Raw genomic sequence first — 16,760 nt, forward strand, 5'->3', positions numbered from 1 at the left:
AACGGCGGGCGTTTGCGGGCCGTTCGCAAATTCCATCTAAGATTCTCTAAGAATCTCCAGCATGCGCGCTAAGTGCCGCGCCTTGATGGCGCAGCTCCTAGCTTGCTGCTCTTGGTCGGCCTACGGCCGTTGGGCACCAAGAAAGGTAGGGCGAGCCTGCCGTCGCCGACGCGGCTAGTTCCGTGGATTACCCACCGGTCGCAGCACCTGGTCGAGCCGTTGAAACCGGCAAAAAGACGATCAGGCACCAAAAAGGGAAGGGCAGGGCCAAAATCGACATAAGGCCTCTTACGGCCTGCGAAAGCGTCCAAAATCCCTCCTGTATGGGTCGTGGCGGCGTTTTTTCAGTGTCGGAATGTTTTGTTGTGACTGTCATGTGTGAAAACTTCTCACAGAGCGATACAGGCCGTTTTTGCGGTGTGTAATAGACGGAGATGCTGCGGCAGGAAAACAAAACCCCGCACTCAGGCGGGGTTGTGGGTGATGGAACTGGCTGTGCGCGTCAGCGATTGATGACCCTGCGTCGCTGCCGTTCTTCCTCTTCCATCTGAAGGATGGCCATTCTCACACGCTCTACCAATACCACCTGATTCTTGCTGCCGAAAAGTGGCATGCGATTAAGCATACCCATGCCGCCGTAGAAATGCGCAGCGGCAGGCAGAGCCAATCGGTTCACCCGATGCTGTAGTGCCGTGTACTGCTTATCCAGTGCATCGAGCTGCGGGCCAAAGCCTTTGCGTCGGAGCCATTGGCCAAGCGCCCACATACCAATACCGAGAACAAAAAAGCCGCCGAGCATCATCAGGCCAAAAAATACATCGTTCATCATGATTACGCCTCCGATTGAGAGTTAACGCCAGAATCCATGCCGGGCACATTGAGCGCGCCGACATTTCCGGTCCTAGCTGTGTCCGATGTCGGACGAATAATGTTGGATTCCGCTTGTGTAGTCGGCTCTGCGCTGTCGTCAGGCGTTGGACTGTCGCCGCCGGGGACGGGAGGGGGAGACCCGGTGCCCCCGAGCGAAAGCCCGTGGGAGCTTTCCATACCGGGTACGCTGATAGCGCCCAGCACGCCAAGCGCCCGTGTGGCCACCTCGGCGCCCTGCGCAACAACCTTGCCGTTGCCGCCGGTCCCTTCTTTTGGTGTCATCTGCCGTTGCTGAGCGACGGCCTGCTGATCCGTATCGTCGTCACCGCCCTTGGCCGCTCTTCCGGCCTGTTTGGCGGCTTGTTTCAAGCCGCTGCCTGCCTCTTGGCTAGCTGGCGAAGCGGCCGCCGACACTGGATTCGCCGATCCTGACGCGGCACCACCCCCGACGCGAGAACCTGCGGCCTTTGCGGCCGCACCGCTGCCCCCTCCTGTGCTTGCGCCAATTCCAGCGCTGCTGACGCCCGTCGCACCACCGATGCCCCCTGCGGTACTGCCGCCTGCCATGCTGGCGTTCAGTGCGGAGGCCAGTCCACCACCCGCGGCACTGGCAGCGCCTCCGCCAGTTCCTGCGGCCCCTAGTGCTCCTGCGGCCGGGGCTGCTGCCCCTGCTGTTGCAACAGTAGCGACTGCGGCCGCCGCACCGGCTGCACCGGCTGCGGCCATGCCCCCAATTGCAGAGCCGCCGCCCATCGACGTGCCGCTAATCATGCCGCCGATCAGTTCAGGGATGGTTTTGGTCAGGTAGGCGCACACCAAAGACAGGCCGACCAAGGTCATCAACGACGCTTCGTCGTTGGTGTAGGCTGCCGACCATTCTGCGGAAACCTGCATGATCAGACCCACAATCAGAGTCAGGACAAACAGCTTGGCACCTACCGCAACGGCATAGCGAATGGGAGCCAGTGCATATTCGCGTGTCCATTGAGAGCCACCGAAACCCATAAACAGGACGGCGGCATTGATGATGACGTAGGCCTCTACCAGCGTCACGAACACCAGAGCCGCTATAAACGTAAAACACATCAGGACGATCAATGCAGATACGGCCACCACAACCGATGTGATTGGGCTGAACATCGAAACACCGGCCGTCAGCACCTGCCGTGAAAAGTCCACAGCAGTTGAGAACATATCCCCCGGCATCAGCTCCGCACTACCCAACCCTGCCGCGTGCGCCCCGGCCTGCCGGAAGCTGTTGACGATGGCCCCGCCCCACTCGGTCGCGTGATCGAGCATCGCATAGAAGAACCCTATCACGAGGATGAATTTCACCAGTTCATGGAGGATGTCGCCCAGTTCAGCCCCGCGCATGACCAAAGGAGCAAAAGTCCAAACTAACTGGATGACGGCAAGGCATCCCAAGAGCCACAAGGCGTAATCATGCAGGCGCGGTGCCCATTGGTTTGAAGCGTTCTGAATCAGCCGCAGAAGGCTGTTCATAGACGTGTTGCTCTGCGCCAAATCGACCCCGGCAGCCATCGCACTAGTTGCGGATAGCAAGAGCACCGCGCCGACAAGTGCGTAAACGGTTGAACGTCGCATAGTCAGAACCCCTCAGACGGGCCGCGAGTGTTTGGGCGGCTGCGGAATTGGTCATCCTGATGGACATTGCCGACCGCTGCGCATTCCGGCGCGGCGGCGTTCGTGACGACCACGGCCGTCAGTGCCGACCCACCAAGGGCCGAGACGAGACAGAGGGCGGCAATCAGCGCCTTAGAAATCATCATGGTTAGAACCCCTCAGACGGGCCGCGTGTATTTTCACGGCTGCGGAATTGCTGTTCGGAGGCATCGCTAACGGACTGTCGTTCGTTTTGCTGCGCCATGTAGTTGCCTTGCAGGGTGATCTGTGTGGCCACCAGATCGCGCAGCTTCTGGAGCTGCTGCACGTTCTGCGCCGCAATCTCGTTCCCTGCTTGAATGGCCTGCTGGCGACCAACGGCCGACTGTGAACGGCTTACCAACTGGTCCAGCATCGCGTTCTCATCCTCGAATGTGCGGGTATTCACGCCAGCGGCCTGCATGGCCGTGCGGGCGTTATCGAAGCCGGATTGTGCCCAGTCCCGATAGCGCTGCGGCATGTTGTTTTGCCCTTGGCCAATCGAGTTCAGATAGCTGTCATAGCCCTTGAACTGCTGGCGAAACTGTTCGTCCAGATTGCTGATGTTGCGGCCGAGTGACTGCGCCGAGTTGTAGACGCTGGCCACGCGCTGGAGGTCGCCAGTGATGGTGTTGAACATGCGGCTGGGCAGTGACATGCCCTGCTTAATCATGTTGTCGTACTGCTGGATCTGCGTCTGCAACTGCTGCGCGGTGTTCAGTTGCGTATTCACCGCTTCGGCGTATTCGTACATCTGCTGATAGAACGTAGAGTAGTTCGAGCAGTAGATGGCATAGGCCGGAGCCGGTGCCATGTAGAGACTTACACCAAGGCCTGCGCTCGCCATTGCTAGAGCGAGCGCCGCGCCTCGACCGAATTTTCGGGCGGCATAAGCCGACGTTTTTTGCGATTCCATTTCCATACCGAATACCTCATTTTGTCATCGTCCGAGGTTTGATTATTGACCGATATGGAGCGGTTTTAAATATGCGGATAATCTTGTATCCGCATAGAATTCAATGATTTATGTCCGTAAACTGTCCGTCAATCTTCACGAGATTGTTTCTCAACGCTATGATTTTGATCGCGTTTTTCTTGACGCGTGAAAGGGGCTCGGCTGTCCGGTTTGATACGTTTTGCGGACAAAAAAAGCCCACCGAAGTGAGCTTTTGATAAGGCGGTGCGCGGCGTCAGTGGGCAGCGTAATAGGGATTCTGTGCGCGATAAAGGTCACGCTCCGGTTCAGGGATGTGTAGCGTTTCAAGGTGCCACTCTTCGAGTGAAGAAGCCAGCTCGGCCGCTATGCGCTGGGCTTCCATAACGCTCTTGCTAGGCCGTCCACTGGCTCGACCGAGGCAGGCTTGCAGTTCGTTGAGTTGATTGGCCAATGCGCTGATGCGGTGAGCTGTCTTCATGATCAATTCCCCTTGCTAATCCTTTCCACGATTTTGTCGAATTCTTCTCGGACTTGATCGTCCGTAAGCTCAAGATTAACCAATCCTGACTTTATTGCAATTCTTCCGATTCTTTCGGCTGCCTCATTGTCGAGTTTTGCCAATCTGGCTTTCGCCATTTCAAGCTCCGAAAGGGCATCAGAACGGCGCTCTGCGAGGGTTTTTCGTGCCATGATTACTCCGTTGTTTCTTGATGATCGAGTTTCGAAAAAAGCGCGTAAACGGAGGCTATGTTCTCACCCGGGTCGAGCAATTTACAAGACTTAGATTTGGCTGGCCTAGCTGATGGCCTATCAAAGCCCCCTCCTTTTGGTGTCAGTCCGTCCTTGATGCTCATGAACTCAGTCGGAAACGCGTTTTTATGCGAATGTATGCGATTCTATGCGATTAGAAGAATTGATTAATGCGATGCTACGCGAGTGTATGCGAATTAGCGCGAATGTACGCGATTACGCCATATTTTACTGGCGATTCTGCTCCAGTCGCATAGAATCGCAGAGAGGTAGCGGGCAGGATGTGTGTTGTACGGGTACGGGCAAGCCCGTCCCCATCCACCACCGCCCCTTACTCGCCTGCGGCTCGACTGCATCTTGCTCTGCGAGGCACACAGACGCTGCCGCGTTCAAGTGCGTAATTGTCCACAATAGGAGTTGATCATCATGAGCGAAGTGATGGCACCAAAAGATACGGCGGCGCGGCGGCGTGGTAAGCCCATAGAGGTCTGGGTAACGGATGAGGAAAAAGCTGCCATTACAGAGCTAGCTGACCAAACTGGCTTGTCTCGTTCCGCTTACTTGCGCGCCGTTGGTCTGAACAGACCGGTCGGAGCACGGGCCGATCTTGAGGCAGTGCGCGAGTTGGTGAAGCTGAATGGCGATCTTGGCCGGGTAGCTGGCCTATTGAAACTCTGGCTCGCGGAAAAGCGCGGTCAAGGTGCAAAACCCATAGACGTCGAGCGGATGATGATCGATTTCCGCGAATTGCAGGTAGGGATTCGAGAGCAGATGAGTGCTATCGTCTTTACTCGGAAATGACAAACGGCCCATGCGGGCCGTTTCGGTTTTTCGCTTTTGATACTTATTCGAGGATGGCCGGGTTGTGCGGCCCCTTGTGGTGGTGCTTTGTGGGGGCGACAAGAGCAGCCAGGAGCGAGATATTGCCATAGCCAAGACCATTGCAGTGCAGTGGACGGAGTGACCACGATGGAAGTCAAATTCAGCTGCTATGACACAGCGGACTATCTGAAGACCGAGGCTGATATTACGGCCTATCTGGATGCTGTGATGGAGGACGGCGCCCCATCACTGATCGCGGCGGCGCTTGGAGACTTGACCCGCGCCCGCAACCTTAGCCAGCTTGCCCGCGAGGTGGGAATGAGTCGCCAAGGACTGGACAAGGCTCTTTCAGGCGATGGCGACCCTAGCTTCGCAACCGTGGTGAAAGTCACCCAAGCGATTGGTCTGCGGTTCACGTTCAAGCCGACTCACGGCGGGCCCGCACCGGCCGGGCACTGATAGCCTGCGGGCTGCGTTTTGGATTGCGCAATCCAAAGCGAGGCGCTGAAATTGTCTTGGATTACCGCATGGTTTATTGTGATCGGGGAAAGGAGGACGGCACCAAATGAAAGACAGATCGCACGACACGGTGATGGCTGAGTGCTTCCGCGCTGATCCGCACTATGCAGCAGAGCTGCTGGCCGAGGTCCGCCGCGAGGGCAATCCGGCCGAGCTAGCCATTCTGTTGCGGCAGATGACCACGGCTTCGGTAGATGTTGCGGGACTGGATGACACCGAAACGGACCGGGCGACTAGCGCAGATTTTGAGGAAGCTATGAGGGCCCTACGTCAAGCATGTGGCTGATGATGTTTTGAGGTAATGCGCAAATGAAGGAGGGGGGCCAGTGGCCGCCTTTTTACTTCTCATTGGGGACCAGTCTCGGCCCTACTGGTGGTGTATCGTTGCAACCGTCATGTTCGGAAAACGGTGGTTTTCTGAACGGATGAAAACATCGCAATTTTTCATCGTGAGAACCGCTTGAAAGTGTTAACATATCCGTCAAGTTTTCAATGTCCTGGTTGCGTCCATGAATCAACGTATAGGGTACGTTCGCGTATCAACCGACGACCAGCACCTGGACCTACAGCGCGACGCGCTTCAGCAGGCCGGATGCGGCGTTATCTACGAAGAAGCGGCTAGCGGCAAGAACACGGCTCGACCAGAGTTTGAACAGTGTCGCAAGGCGCTTCGGGCAGGGGACACCCTGGTGGTTTGGCGGCTGGATCGTCTCGGGCGCAGCCTGCCCGACCTAGTGCGGATAGTGGCTGAACTTGAGAAGTGCGGCGTTGGACTCGAGAGCTTGACGGAGAAGATTGAGACAGGCAGTGCAGCGGGCAAGCTGGTTTTTCATGTTTTCGCAGCGCTAGCCGAGTTCGAGCGCGGCTTGATCCGAGAGCGGACGCAAGCTGGTCTGATCGCAGCTCGTGCTCGTGGCCGGGCCGGTGGTCGTAAGCCTAAGCTGGATGATCAACAGGTGCGGGAGATCAAGGCTCTTTTGCGCGATCCGGACATGCGGGTTGCCGAGGTGGCTCGACGTTATGATGTTTCTCGCACCACCCTTTACAAGTACGTCGGTATTGTTACGCCGCGCCAATGAGGATTGGAAATAATGACTGAAAGATTGAATATCACGCGTGGTGTAAACAAGAAGCCGGTTGCTACCGACGCCTTGGAGCAAAGTCTCGATATATTGCGGGACTTACAGGGTGACGTCTTTACAGGCTATCCGTTGATCGCTACGCCAGATGGAAAATATTCGATTGATGCTACTTTGGTGAGCCCATCGAAGGGCATTGTTTTATTCGATTTGATCGAAGGGCCAGACGTTGGTGAGTATGCAGAACGTCAAGACGATTTGGCAAACAAGATTGAAGCGCGATTGAAGTTGCACCGTGAGCTGGTCAAGGGGCGTCAGTTGCTGGTGCCACTGTCAGTGATTTCATTTGCTCCAGGAATAAATAATATAGAGGCTGTAGCCGTAGAGAACTATCCCCTCGTGAATGAGCACGGCCTTGCTGCTGCTCTTAACGAACTGAATTGGGTCAATGGGAATAATGATCTATACAGGATGACGCTCTCGGCTATCGAGAGCCTCAGCAGTATTAGGAAAAGTCGCTCTAAGCGTGAGGTTCATCGCTTAGATTCGCGAGGAGCTAAGCTCAAGCGTCTAGAAGATTCCATTGCGACGCTCGATCATCGGCAGAATAAAGCTGTTATTGAGACAGTGGATGGCGTTCAGCGTATTCGAGGATTGGCTGGATCTGGAAAAACCATTGTGCTGGCGCTCAAGGCTGCCTATTTGCATACGCAGTACCCAGATTGGCGCATTGCTGTAACTTTCCATACCCGCTCTCTGAAAGGGCAGTTTCGCCGTTTAATTAATAACTTCTGCATAGAACAGAGTGGTGAAGAGCCAGACTGGACGAAGATTCGTATTATCAATGCCTGGGGGGCTCCAGGTGGGGATGCTAGGGATGGTATTTACTATGAATATTGCCGAGCAACGGGAACAGAGTTTTTAGATTTCAGTAACGCATCTGGCAGATTTGGAGGAAATGAGCGAGCTTTTGATGGAGCTTGCCAGGCTGCACTGGCAAATGCTTCTGATGCTGCGCATCTTTACGACGTGATTCTTGCGGATGAAGCGCAAGATTTTGCCCCCAGTTTCTTGAAGCTTTGTTATTCAATGCTGAAGCCGCCAAAGCGATTAGTTTACGCCTACGATGAGCTTCAGAACCTCTCTGGAACTTCTCTTCCTCCGCCAGAAGAAATTTTTGGCAATGATGCGGCTGGACGGCCTCTAGTTACGTTTGGTGATGACCGTAGGCGAGATGTGATTCTGCAGAAATGCTACCGAAACTCTCGTCCTGTGTTGGTGTCGGCCCACGGTCTTGGCTTCGGCATTTACAGAGAAGCTCCGCAAGGAGCTCCGACCGGATTGGTCCAGATGTTCGACTATCCGGCGCTATGGGAAGAGATCGGATACAAGGTTAAGAGTGGGCAATTGGCGAAGGGTCAGCATATCGTTCTTGAACGTACAACGGAAACTAGCCCGAGATTTTTGGAAGAGCATTCAGATATTAACGATCTCGTCCAATTCATCAAGTTTGATGATGAGGCGCAACAGAACGCATGGTTAGTTCAGCAGATCCAGAGCAATTTGACAGTGGACGAACTTCGCCACGACGACATCATTGTTATTCACTCAGATCCTCGAACTGCTCGTAGCAGTACTGGCCCAATCCGTAGGAAGCTCTTCGAAGCGGGAGTTCAGACCCATTTGGCCGGTGTAGATACGGATGCGGACGTATTCTTCCGAACAGATACTCCGTCAGTAACTTTCACTGGAATTTACCGTGCTAAAGGGAATGAGGCTGGCATGGTTTATGTCATCAATGCTCAGGATTGTAATGGTTCCGGTCCAGGTCTTTCTAGTTTGCGAAATCGCCTTTTCACGGCGATCACTCGGAGTAAGGCATGGGTACGTGTGATAGGTTATGGGCCGCGTATGCAGGAGCTGATTGAGGAGTTTAATGCTTTGAAACAGAGTGGCTTTGTCTTGGATTTTACATATCCAGATGAGGCCCTGTTGAGCAAGTTGCGCATTGTTCATCGTGATTTGTCACCACAAGAGCGGCAACGTCTTGAGAAAAGAAAGAGTCAACTTGCTGATCTGCTGGGTGATTTGGAGAGTGGTGAGCTGCATCCGGAAGACCTTGATGACATAACTCGCGAGAAGCTAAAAAAACTCCTCGGGGGGGCATGAATTATGGTGCTGACCCCGAATGCTATCAAAAAAGATATTGATGGATTAATTTCTGATTTGATAGAAAAAGGCGTTTGTGATGATTCAAATTTTTCTGCGATTCGACCGCATGGCCGTATGGTTGATGTTACCTTCAGCGGTTCAGAGCATGTCTCCATTGCATTGGGCGATATCGAATACGCCGAGATTTATCGCGAGCTAGCAGATAAGCGTTCATTCAACATGAAGCTGGTCGATGGCGCATTGCTTCAGATAATGTACCGAGTGGAAGGTGCTGTTCTTCTACAGCACAGGCTTGCCTTTTACCCTTCCCCAAGTCTGTTGCCATTTCAAGATGATCCGGATGCGTACATGCGCGACGAACTGTTCATTGAGATTGTTCAACGCAGAATTGTTCCATTTCCGTTACGTTTTGATTTTGATGCGCGAGAAGGTGTTCATGTCGATGCTGTTCATCCCAAAAGCCATCTTACGCTGGGCGATGTAAAAGGTTGCCGTATTCCCGTATCAGCGCCAGTGACACCACGTTGGTTTGTTGAATTTATTTTGCGCAATTTCTACCAAACGGAGAGGCATGATTTCATTAGCGGCCTGCCAAGGCACCAGATAAAATTTCCAGCGTCTATCACTCCGAATGAGATGGGACTTATGCACATGTTCATTCCATACTAAACAAAGAGGATAGGACATGAGAGGATTGAAACTAGAGAGTTACGCAGAGCCGTTCTTCATCACTCAGGAAATTGAGACGGAGCTGATCGCGACGGGCTATGAGTTTGAGCCGCCGCCCGTTGCCTGCACTGGGCGTCTGCGCGACGTGCTGGAGCGTATGAGCGATGCTGAGCTGGCATTGCAGCCGAGGATTGCCGACCAGGAGCGCAAGCATCGACAGAACAAGCCATTTTCAGTCGGCTAATTTTGGCATGGTATTTTTCGTGGCATTGCTCAGATATATTTTTTTAAGTGATTGTAAATAAATAGGGTTTTTTTACCATTTACAATCGAGTGGGAATGATTATTCCTTTTGATACGGTGAAGTAATTGAAACCCGCTTAACGGCGGGTTTTTTTATGCTGCTATTCACCTGTAAGGCGAAGGCACAATTAAGCGATGACGGGAACAATATTGCACAGATAATCTGATGTCAAAATGACAATAAGGATGTTGTATGCGCTTAATATTAATTTTGAGAATAGTGGCTGTTTTTACATTATTAGGTTTTATTCTTCCGCAACAAAGCTATGCCGCTCGCTGCCTACCTCGATACACGTCAGATTCAGAGGAGTGTCAGTATGTACAACAAACTGAGCGCAAAGCGGAAGAAGGGCATGACCTTTCGCAATTTATTCTTGGCGATATGTATGCGAATGGTGAATATGTTATTCCTGATTATAAACTGGCGATAAAGTGGCTTGAAAAAGCAGGTAAGGAAGGTAACGGGTTTGAGTATTTCATCCTTGGCTATCATTACCAATATGGCAAAAATTTCCCACAAGACAGGCAACAAGCCCTCAAATGGTATCGCAAGGCGGCGGAGAAGGGGGACAGGTCTACGCAAGTCATATTGGGAAACGCGTACTACTACGGTGATGGGCTTGCGCAGGATTACCAACAGGCACTTTACTGGTATCGTAAAGCCGCCGATAAAATAGGCGATCCCTCTTCAACAGCACAGTTTCTTGTTGGCGTTATGTATGCGCACGGCCTTGCCTTACCTAAGGATGATAAACAGGCAGTGGCTTATATGCGCAAAGCGGCAGACAGAATGTATGAGCCGGCGCAATTCTACCTGGGTGAGGCCTATTTCACCGGTAAAGGCGTCGAGCAGGATTATCGGCTGGCCGTCTACTGGCTCAATGAAGCGGTACGGAGTGGCTATGCACCAGGCCAGCTTCCTCTTGGTGAAATATATGACAAAGCCCACAGGCCTGAGCAAGTTCATTCACAGACGTGGTATCGCCAGACCGCGGAACGGGAAATTGCGAAGGTCCAATATAACTTTGGTGTATGGTATTACAACGGCTACCATCTGAATAAAGATCGCCAATTGGCGTTGGAATGGTACCTGAAAGCTGCGGAGCGTGGGCTACCTGAAGCTGAAAAAGCCGTAGCAGGTATGTATCTGCGCGGCGAAGGGACGGAAAAGAACACCCTGCTGGCGCTGATGTGGTACAGCCGGCTTGGTGGGCATTATGTGGGAGCGTGGGTGCTGGGCACCGATACCGAAAAGTAGAGATAAATATATTGTCTTTGTCCCATCAAGTATAAAAATACTGAACCTTATTGGATTTTATGTGTATTTTATAAGTATGAGAACTGTGGAGTGCGCGGCTCATTGTTAACACATAACTGCCCGGCTTATATGTATTTAAATAATTCACGGTGTAAATAATTTGCCTTGCAGGGAGTGGTTCATATCGAATGGTATTAAAGGAATGGCCTGGTGTCTCTATCTTTTTCTCAATCTACGGGGATGGTGTTCGATCTTGAAGTCGTACCATCAATTGACGATCAGCCTCCACGCATTATCATGCTGGGTGCATTATGTCCCGACTCAGGGACAGAGCTGGAGTTAAAAGTTTCTGGCGACCCCTATCCCGCGTTGCAGAAATTAGATAGTTTGTCTGAAGGTGCGAGTTTCGTCCTTGGTCATAATATCATTGAGCACGATCTTCCTATTCTACGAAAAGTTTATCCCTCTTTATCGCTCCATTCTTTACCCGCGATTGATACATTGCGTCTGTCGCCGCTGGCATTTCCGCAGAACCCGTACCATCGTCTGGTGAAAGATTATAAACTCATTCGTGATAGCCTGAATTCACCGCTGTCAGATTGTCATTCTACCTGGACGCTTTTTAACGATCAGCGTCTGGCCTTTACACAATTGAATACGGTGAGTCGAAAGGAGTTGTTGTGTTATCAAACATTATTAGCTCCGGCGACAGATTCTGACCTGGCTGCTTTTTTTGTCTCACTGACAGGTCGTAACGCTTTACCTCTATTTGATTTAAAGGCGCTTCTTCCGGAAATTTTACAAGAATCCGATCCCGCTTTGTCTCGAGATTTGAAGGTCTGTCGGACACGGCTGGAACACCTGCTTGAGCGGGATTTGCATAATCCTGCACAACATTTGCCGTTAGCTTATGCTTTGGCATGGCTTCGTGTTTCGGGCGGGAATTCTGTTCTGGCTCCCTGGGTAAGGCATCAGTTCCCTGAAGTGCAACAACTGGTTCACGAGCTGCGCGATGTCCCTTGCGAGCGGGCCAATTGCCAATATTGCCAGACAACCCATAATCCACGTCATGAACTTAATCGTTATTTCGGCTTTGCCGATTTTCGTTATGAGCAGCCGGGTAAGAGTCTGCAACATGACATCGTGCTTGCGGGTATGCGAGGGCAACATGTTCTGGCTGTACTGGCAACCGGTGGGGGTAAGTCTTTATGCTATCAGTTGCCTGCCCTCAATCGTTTTCATCGCAATGGCAGCCTGACAGTGATTATTTCCCCCTTACAATCGCTTATGAAGGACCAGGTCGATGGGCTTCTTGAGCGTAATATCCAGTGTGCGGCGGCCCTGAATGGGCTTTTGACCATGCCGGAGCGTGCGGATGTCCTGGAGAAAATTCAGATGGGGGATGTCGGTATCCTGCTGGTATCTCCGGAACAATTTCGCAATAAAGCATTCAGACGAGCGCTCAGCCAGCGTCAGATTGGGGCATGGATTTTTGATGAAGCGCATTGCCTGTCGAAATGGGGCAGCGACTTTCGGCCCGATTACCTCTATGTTTCTCGTTTTATCCGCGAATATACGGGGGAAAATACACTTTCTCAGATAGGCTGCTTTACTGCGACCGCGAAACCGGATGTGCTTGCTGATATACGCAACCACTTTAAGGATACCTTGAATATCGATTTTGCGGTTTTTCATGGGGGCCATGAGCGTACTAATCTCTATTTTGACGTATTACCCTGTGTTCGAGCTGAAAAATGGCAGCATACGGATCGTTTGCTACACGAGTATCTCGATAACCAGACCGGTGGAGCGGTTGTTTTTGTCTCAAGCAGAAAGAATGCAGAAGCGCTATCCGATTTTCTGATAGGACAAGGATGGCCATGTAAGCACTTTCATGCCGGGCTGGAGCCCAATACGAAAACAGATATTCAGGACAGTTTTAAAGCGGGCCAATTGCGAATCATTGTTGCGACAAATGCGTTCGGAATGGGGGTGGATAAGGCTGATATTCGGCTTGTTGTTCATGCTGATATTCCCGGATCGCTTGAAAACTACTTACAGGAAGCGGGACGCGCTGGCCGCGATCAAGAAGATGCGCGCTGTATTCTTTTATACGACCCACAGGATATCGAAACGCAATTTGGCATGAGTGAGCGTTCAAAATTAAGTATCCGGGATATCCAACAAATTTTACGTAAGTTGCGTAACGAAAGTAATCGAAGAAAGGGAAATAAACTTGTGATTACTGCCGGAGAAATCTTGCAGGATGATAGCGTTGACACAACCTTTTCTGCTGATGAACGAGACGCGGAAACGAAGGTGGTTACCGCCGTAGCCTGGCTTGAGCGTGGTGAATATCTTAAACGTGAGGAAAATCATACTCAGATATTCCCAGGAAAACTTAATCTTGCTGAGGAAGAAGCGGAAAATCGCCTGCTGAAAGCTCAGATACCGCAACGTCGGCGTGAGGAATACCGCGCTATCCTGCGTTTTCTCTATAATGCAGACGTTGCGGAGAGAATAAATACCGATCAGCTCATGCAACTGACCAGCCTCGAGTCAGAGGAAATTGCCAGTGCGTTAAAGCAATTGGAAGAGTTGGGGATATTAATTAATGACTCTCAGATTACAATATACGTGCGTTATGGCGTGGCCGGCGCTTCTCTCCAACGGCTCCAGAACTCCTTAAAACTGGAGTCAGCTCTGCTAAAACGCCTGCCTGAATTGATGCCCGATGCCGAACAGGGCGGATGGCAGGATTTACAACTGCCTGTACTTACCATGGAGTTGAAAGCCCTCACCGAAATTGAAGGGTTACTCCCAATACATGTTTTGCGATTATTACGTAGCCTGGCCCAGGATCATGATTCAGATGGTCATCAGCGCAGCACTTTTGAACTGAGGCAGATTAATCGGGACTACCTCAAACTCCGAATTAAAGGTCGGCATCTCTGGACGAGAATTGTTAGCTTCGGTGATGTGCGGCGTATATTGGCAGGTAAATTTCTCGAGCAAATGATCGCAAAGCTACCCGCTGGATTGCGTGGTGCCGATTTATTAATTGAAACAAGCTTTGGCGAATTACTTCAGATTATTGAAAACGATCTGGAACTACAACACATTGTGCCCATTAACAATCGTCGAAAAGTTATTGAGCATGTCTTACTCTATCTTCATCGGCAGGAGATTTTAACGCTCAACCATGGCATGACGGTAATGCGCCGGGCCATGACCATAGAAGTGAATAAAGATGATAAGCGCAAGACTTTCCTTAAGGAAGATTTTTTGCGTCTTGATGAACATTATCGTGAAAAGCGTATACAGGTACACGTAATGCGCGAATATGCGGAACAAGCCCTCGAAAATATGGCAAAGGCACTACGGCTGGTTCTTGATTACTTCACTGGTTCCAAACAGGATTTTATAAAAGGGTATTTTACTGGTCGAGAAGAGGTGCTCAAACTGGCGACCAGTGAAGAATCCTGGAATTCGATTATAGGGATGTTAAATCCGACGCAAAAAGACATTGTAGCTGATGATGACGATCTCAATCGTCTAATTCTGGCGGGCCCCGGTTCTGGAAAAACGCGAGTGATCGTGCACCGCATTGCTTATCTACTTCGTGTGCGTCGCATTGCGGCATCTAGCATCGTAGCGTTGACGTTTAATCGCCATGCCGCTAATGAAATTCGTAAGCGTCTGTTAGCACTGGTTGGCGCGGATGCTTACGGTGTGAGCGTCATGACTTACCATAGTATGGCGATGCGTTTAACCGGTACTCGCTTTGAGCGTGGCTTTGACGTAAATAGTGGTTCCCTTGATCAAGTCTTAAGGGATGCAGTCGAGTTACTGGAGGGTAAACGGAATATCGAGGGTGAGGATGACCTTCGGGAACAACTACTCCGTGGCTATCGTTATATTCTGGTCGATGAATATCAAGATATTAATGAAATGCAATACCGATTAGTCAGTGCGCTTGCAGGCCGTCATGCTGAAGAAGATGGGCGTTTATGTATAATGGCAGTAGGGGATGATGATCAAAATATTTACGCATGGCGCGACACGAATAATATTTATATAGAGCGTTTCCGTGAAGATTATACGGCGTTAACCAGCTACCTGACTGAAAATTATCGTTCCTCCCGCAATATTATCGATTCCGCTAACCAAATAATTAGCCTGAATCCTGGGCGTATGAAAGCGGTGAATCCAGTACAGATTAACCACGCGAGAGCCGCTCTGCCTTATGGTGGAGAATGGGAAGTGCGCGACGCACAGCGGCAGGGGCAGATCCTGAGAATGCAGATCGACTCAGTCGATGCGCAGCAGGTGAATGTGCAGGCGCAAGCAGCCTTTAGTGAGTTAAGCAGACTGATTGCGCTTGATAATGGAGGCTGGAACGGGTGTGCGATTATTGCACGAACACACCGCTACTTAGTGCCGGTTCAGGCGTTGTGTGAAAAGTACCATATTCCCTATTTTATGGCCGCAGATAAAGACGCGCTTCCCCCGATTACTCGCCAACGCAGTTTTGTTGCTGTTATCGATTTCTTACGCAAAATCGACAGCGCATCCCCCAGCGAGGTTTGGGAACGCATAGCTGGCTGTTATTTATTGAAGGATGCAGAGTGGGAACGTTTTTTTCGCGATGCTTTTGAACAACTGCAAGGAGAACTGGGGGATAGTCAGTTATGGGGGCAGGCCTTCATCGACTGGATGTATGACTATGCTCATGAAATTCGTCAGCAACCCAAAAGCGGGCTTTATCTTGGAACGGTGCATTCGGCAAAGGGGCTCGAGTTTCGTCACGTCGTGCTTTTGGATGGTGGCTGGAATACAGATAAAGAGAATATAGAAGCTGAGCGTCGTCTTTATTATGTGGGGATGACCAGGGCTGAGCAAACTCTTACATTATGCGAGCTTGCTGACGGTCACTCGTTAAGTCGTTGTTTGAAAAACAATGTTGCGCATGACGTATTCCAGGGGAAGTCACTCCCGGAACTGGAAGTTAGTTTTCAGTCTCTCGCGTTACAGGAGATAAATATTGGCTTTGCTGGGCGTCACTCTCCTGACGACCGGATACACTCGCATATCAGTAAGCTCCAGGAAGGTGATGTTCTTACTCTGAAACGGGATGGAGCGGTATATCAAATTCTGGATAGCCAGGGATGTGTCGTTGGAAAAACCTCAAGTAAATTTATACCGCAAATCGATTTTGCTCACTGTGAAGTGGCGGCAATCCTTGTCCGGTTTGCTGAGGATGAGGGAGAGGAATACAGGAGCGGGATCAAATCTGCGCGTTGGGAAGTTGTTGTGCCACGCGGAAAGGGGAGAAAGCTGTAGAAATATTATCAGGCAAAATCAGGACATTTTAGGTGATTGGCCCTCTGTGCTTGATTGTGAGGGCCAGCGAATTAAGTGAAAACTCAGCTAGCGCTGCACAGGTGCCTCAATCATCAGGTTCGTTGATTGTGATTCTTTTTTATCCTGATGATGGTGCCACGCGCCGATAGAAGAGTAGACGAAACGCCCAAGGAAGAACATCAAACTGATGAGTAGTATGATTCGAATCATTCGACCATTGAATTGGTGTCGTTTTCGCATACTGGTAGCCTGGCTCACAAAGGGGTCCTTTAACAATACCCACAAACGGGGCGATGTCTACATTAAGGCATAGGGAATCATCGGGGTCAATCAATGACAATGTAAAAAAACGTCA

16 protein-coding genes are annotated in these 16,760 nt (G+C 51.0%); 9 read left to right on the top strand and 7 right to left on the bottom strand.

The features are described 5' to 3' along the window. Positions 1-502: 502 nt before the first annotated feature. From NMC31_RS10455 to NMC31_RS10480, 6 genes are all read right to left on the bottom strand, one after another. Positions 503-829 carry a hypothetical protein gene (locus NMC31_RS10455; protein WP_027920145.1) on the bottom strand — a complete coding sequence of 109 codons (327 nt, stop codon included), beginning with the start codon at positions 827-829 and terminating at the stop codon, positions 503-505. A gap of 2 nt (positions 830-831) precedes the next feature. Continuing rightward, positions 832-2,475: a P-type conjugative transfer protein TrbL gene (gene trbL, locus NMC31_RS10460; RefSeq protein WP_048270155.1), complete on the bottom strand. Its 1,644-nt coding sequence runs from the start codon at positions 2,473-2,475 to the stop codon at positions 832-834. A gap of 2 nt (positions 2,476-2,477) precedes the next feature. After that, positions 2,478-2,660: a hypothetical protein gene (locus NMC31_RS10465; RefSeq protein ID WP_032195655.1), complete on the bottom strand. Its 183-nt coding sequence runs from the start codon at positions 2,658-2,660 to the stop codon at positions 2,478-2,480. 2 nt (positions 2,661-2,662) lie between these two features. Beyond that, positions 2,663-3,454, bottom strand: a complete 792-nt coding sequence (gene trbJ / locus NMC31_RS10470) for a P-type conjugative transfer protein TrbJ (protein WP_253897878.1) — start codon at positions 3,452-3,454, stop codon at positions 2,663-2,665. Positions 3,455-3,722: 268 nt separating this feature from the next. Further along, positions 3,723-3,947 carry a hypothetical protein gene (locus NMC31_RS10475; RefSeq protein WP_040220430.1) on the bottom strand — a complete coding sequence of 75 codons (225 nt, stop codon included), beginning with the start codon at positions 3,945-3,947 and terminating at the stop codon, positions 3,723-3,725. A gap of 2 nt (positions 3,948-3,949) precedes the next feature. Next, on the bottom strand, positions 3,950-4,159 hold the full coding sequence (locus tag NMC31_RS10480) for a TraC family protein (RefSeq protein ID WP_000101767.1): 210 nt from the start codon (positions 4,157-4,159) through the stop codon (positions 3,950-3,952). 486 nt (positions 4,160-4,645) lie between these two features. Here NMC31_RS10480 and NMC31_RS10485 point away from each other — a divergent pair, with 486 nt between their 5' ends. The 9 genes from NMC31_RS10485 (at position 4,646) to NMC31_RS10530 (ending at position 16,384) form a co-directional block, all read left to right on the top strand. Then, positions 4,646-5,020, top strand: coding sequence for a plasmid mobilization protein (locus NMC31_RS10485; RefSeq protein ID WP_040151789.1), 375 nt, complete (start codon positions 4,646-4,648; stop codon positions 5,018-5,020). 168 nt (positions 5,021-5,188) lie between these two features. Further along, on the top strand, positions 5,189-5,500 hold the full coding sequence (locus tag NMC31_RS10490) for an addiction module antidote protein (RefSeq protein WP_040220435.1): 312 nt from the start codon (positions 5,189-5,191) through the stop codon (positions 5,498-5,500). 106 nt (positions 5,501-5,606) lie between these two features. Further along, a complete protein-coding gene (locus NMC31_RS26130) occupies positions 5,607-5,846 on the top strand; it encodes a type I toxin-antitoxin system ptaRNA1 family toxin (protein ID WP_032195649.1) in 240 nt (79 codons plus the stop codon). A gap of 223 nt (positions 5,847-6,069) precedes the next feature. Beyond that, a complete protein-coding gene (locus NMC31_RS10505) occupies positions 6,070-6,639 on the top strand; it encodes a recombinase family protein (protein WP_032195648.1) in 570 nt (189 codons plus the stop codon). A 12-nt stretch (positions 6,640-6,651) separates the two neighbouring features. Beyond that, a complete protein-coding gene (locus NMC31_RS10510; protein ID WP_032195647.1) occupies positions 6,652-8,808 on the top strand; it encodes a DEAD/DEAH box helicase in 2,157 nt (718 codons plus the stop codon). A 3-nt stretch (positions 8,809-8,811) separates the two neighbouring features. Continuing rightward, positions 8,812-9,480, top strand: coding sequence for a DUF2290 domain-containing protein (locus tag NMC31_RS10515; protein ID WP_032195646.1), 669 nt, complete (start codon positions 8,812-8,814; stop codon positions 9,478-9,480). 16 nt (positions 9,481-9,496) lie between these two features. Continuing rightward, on the top strand, positions 9,497-9,724 hold the full coding sequence (locus tag NMC31_RS10520; protein WP_032195645.1) for a hypothetical protein: 228 nt from the start codon (positions 9,497-9,499) through the stop codon (positions 9,722-9,724). Between the two features lie 252 nt (positions 9,725-9,976). Further along, complete coding sequence (locus NMC31_RS10525) at positions 9,977-11,041, top strand: SEL1-like repeat protein (RefSeq protein ID WP_253897879.1); 1,065 nt, start codon at positions 9,977-9,979, stop codon at positions 11,039-11,041. Between the two features lie 210 nt (positions 11,042-11,251). After that, positions 11,252-16,384, top strand: a complete 5,133-nt coding sequence (locus NMC31_RS10530; protein ID WP_253897880.1) for a RecQ family ATP-dependent DNA helicase — start codon at positions 11,252-11,254, stop codon at positions 16,382-16,384. 87 nt (positions 16,385-16,471) lie between these two features. Here NMC31_RS10530 and NMC31_RS10535 read toward each other — a convergent pair whose 3' ends face one another. Further along, the gene (locus NMC31_RS10535; protein WP_253897881.1) at positions 16,472-16,663 is read right to left on the bottom strand and encodes a YfgG family protein; all 192 of its coding nucleotides are present in this window, start codon (positions 16,661-16,663) and stop codon (positions 16,472-16,474) included. Between the last annotated feature and the right edge of the window lie 97 nt (positions 16,664-16,760).

Source organism: Pseudocitrobacter vendiensis (genome assembly GCF_943590815.1).
In the GTDB taxonomy this organism is placed as follows: Bacteria; Pseudomonadota; Gammaproteobacteria; order Enterobacterales; family Enterobacteriaceae; genus Pseudocitrobacter; species Pseudocitrobacter vendiensis.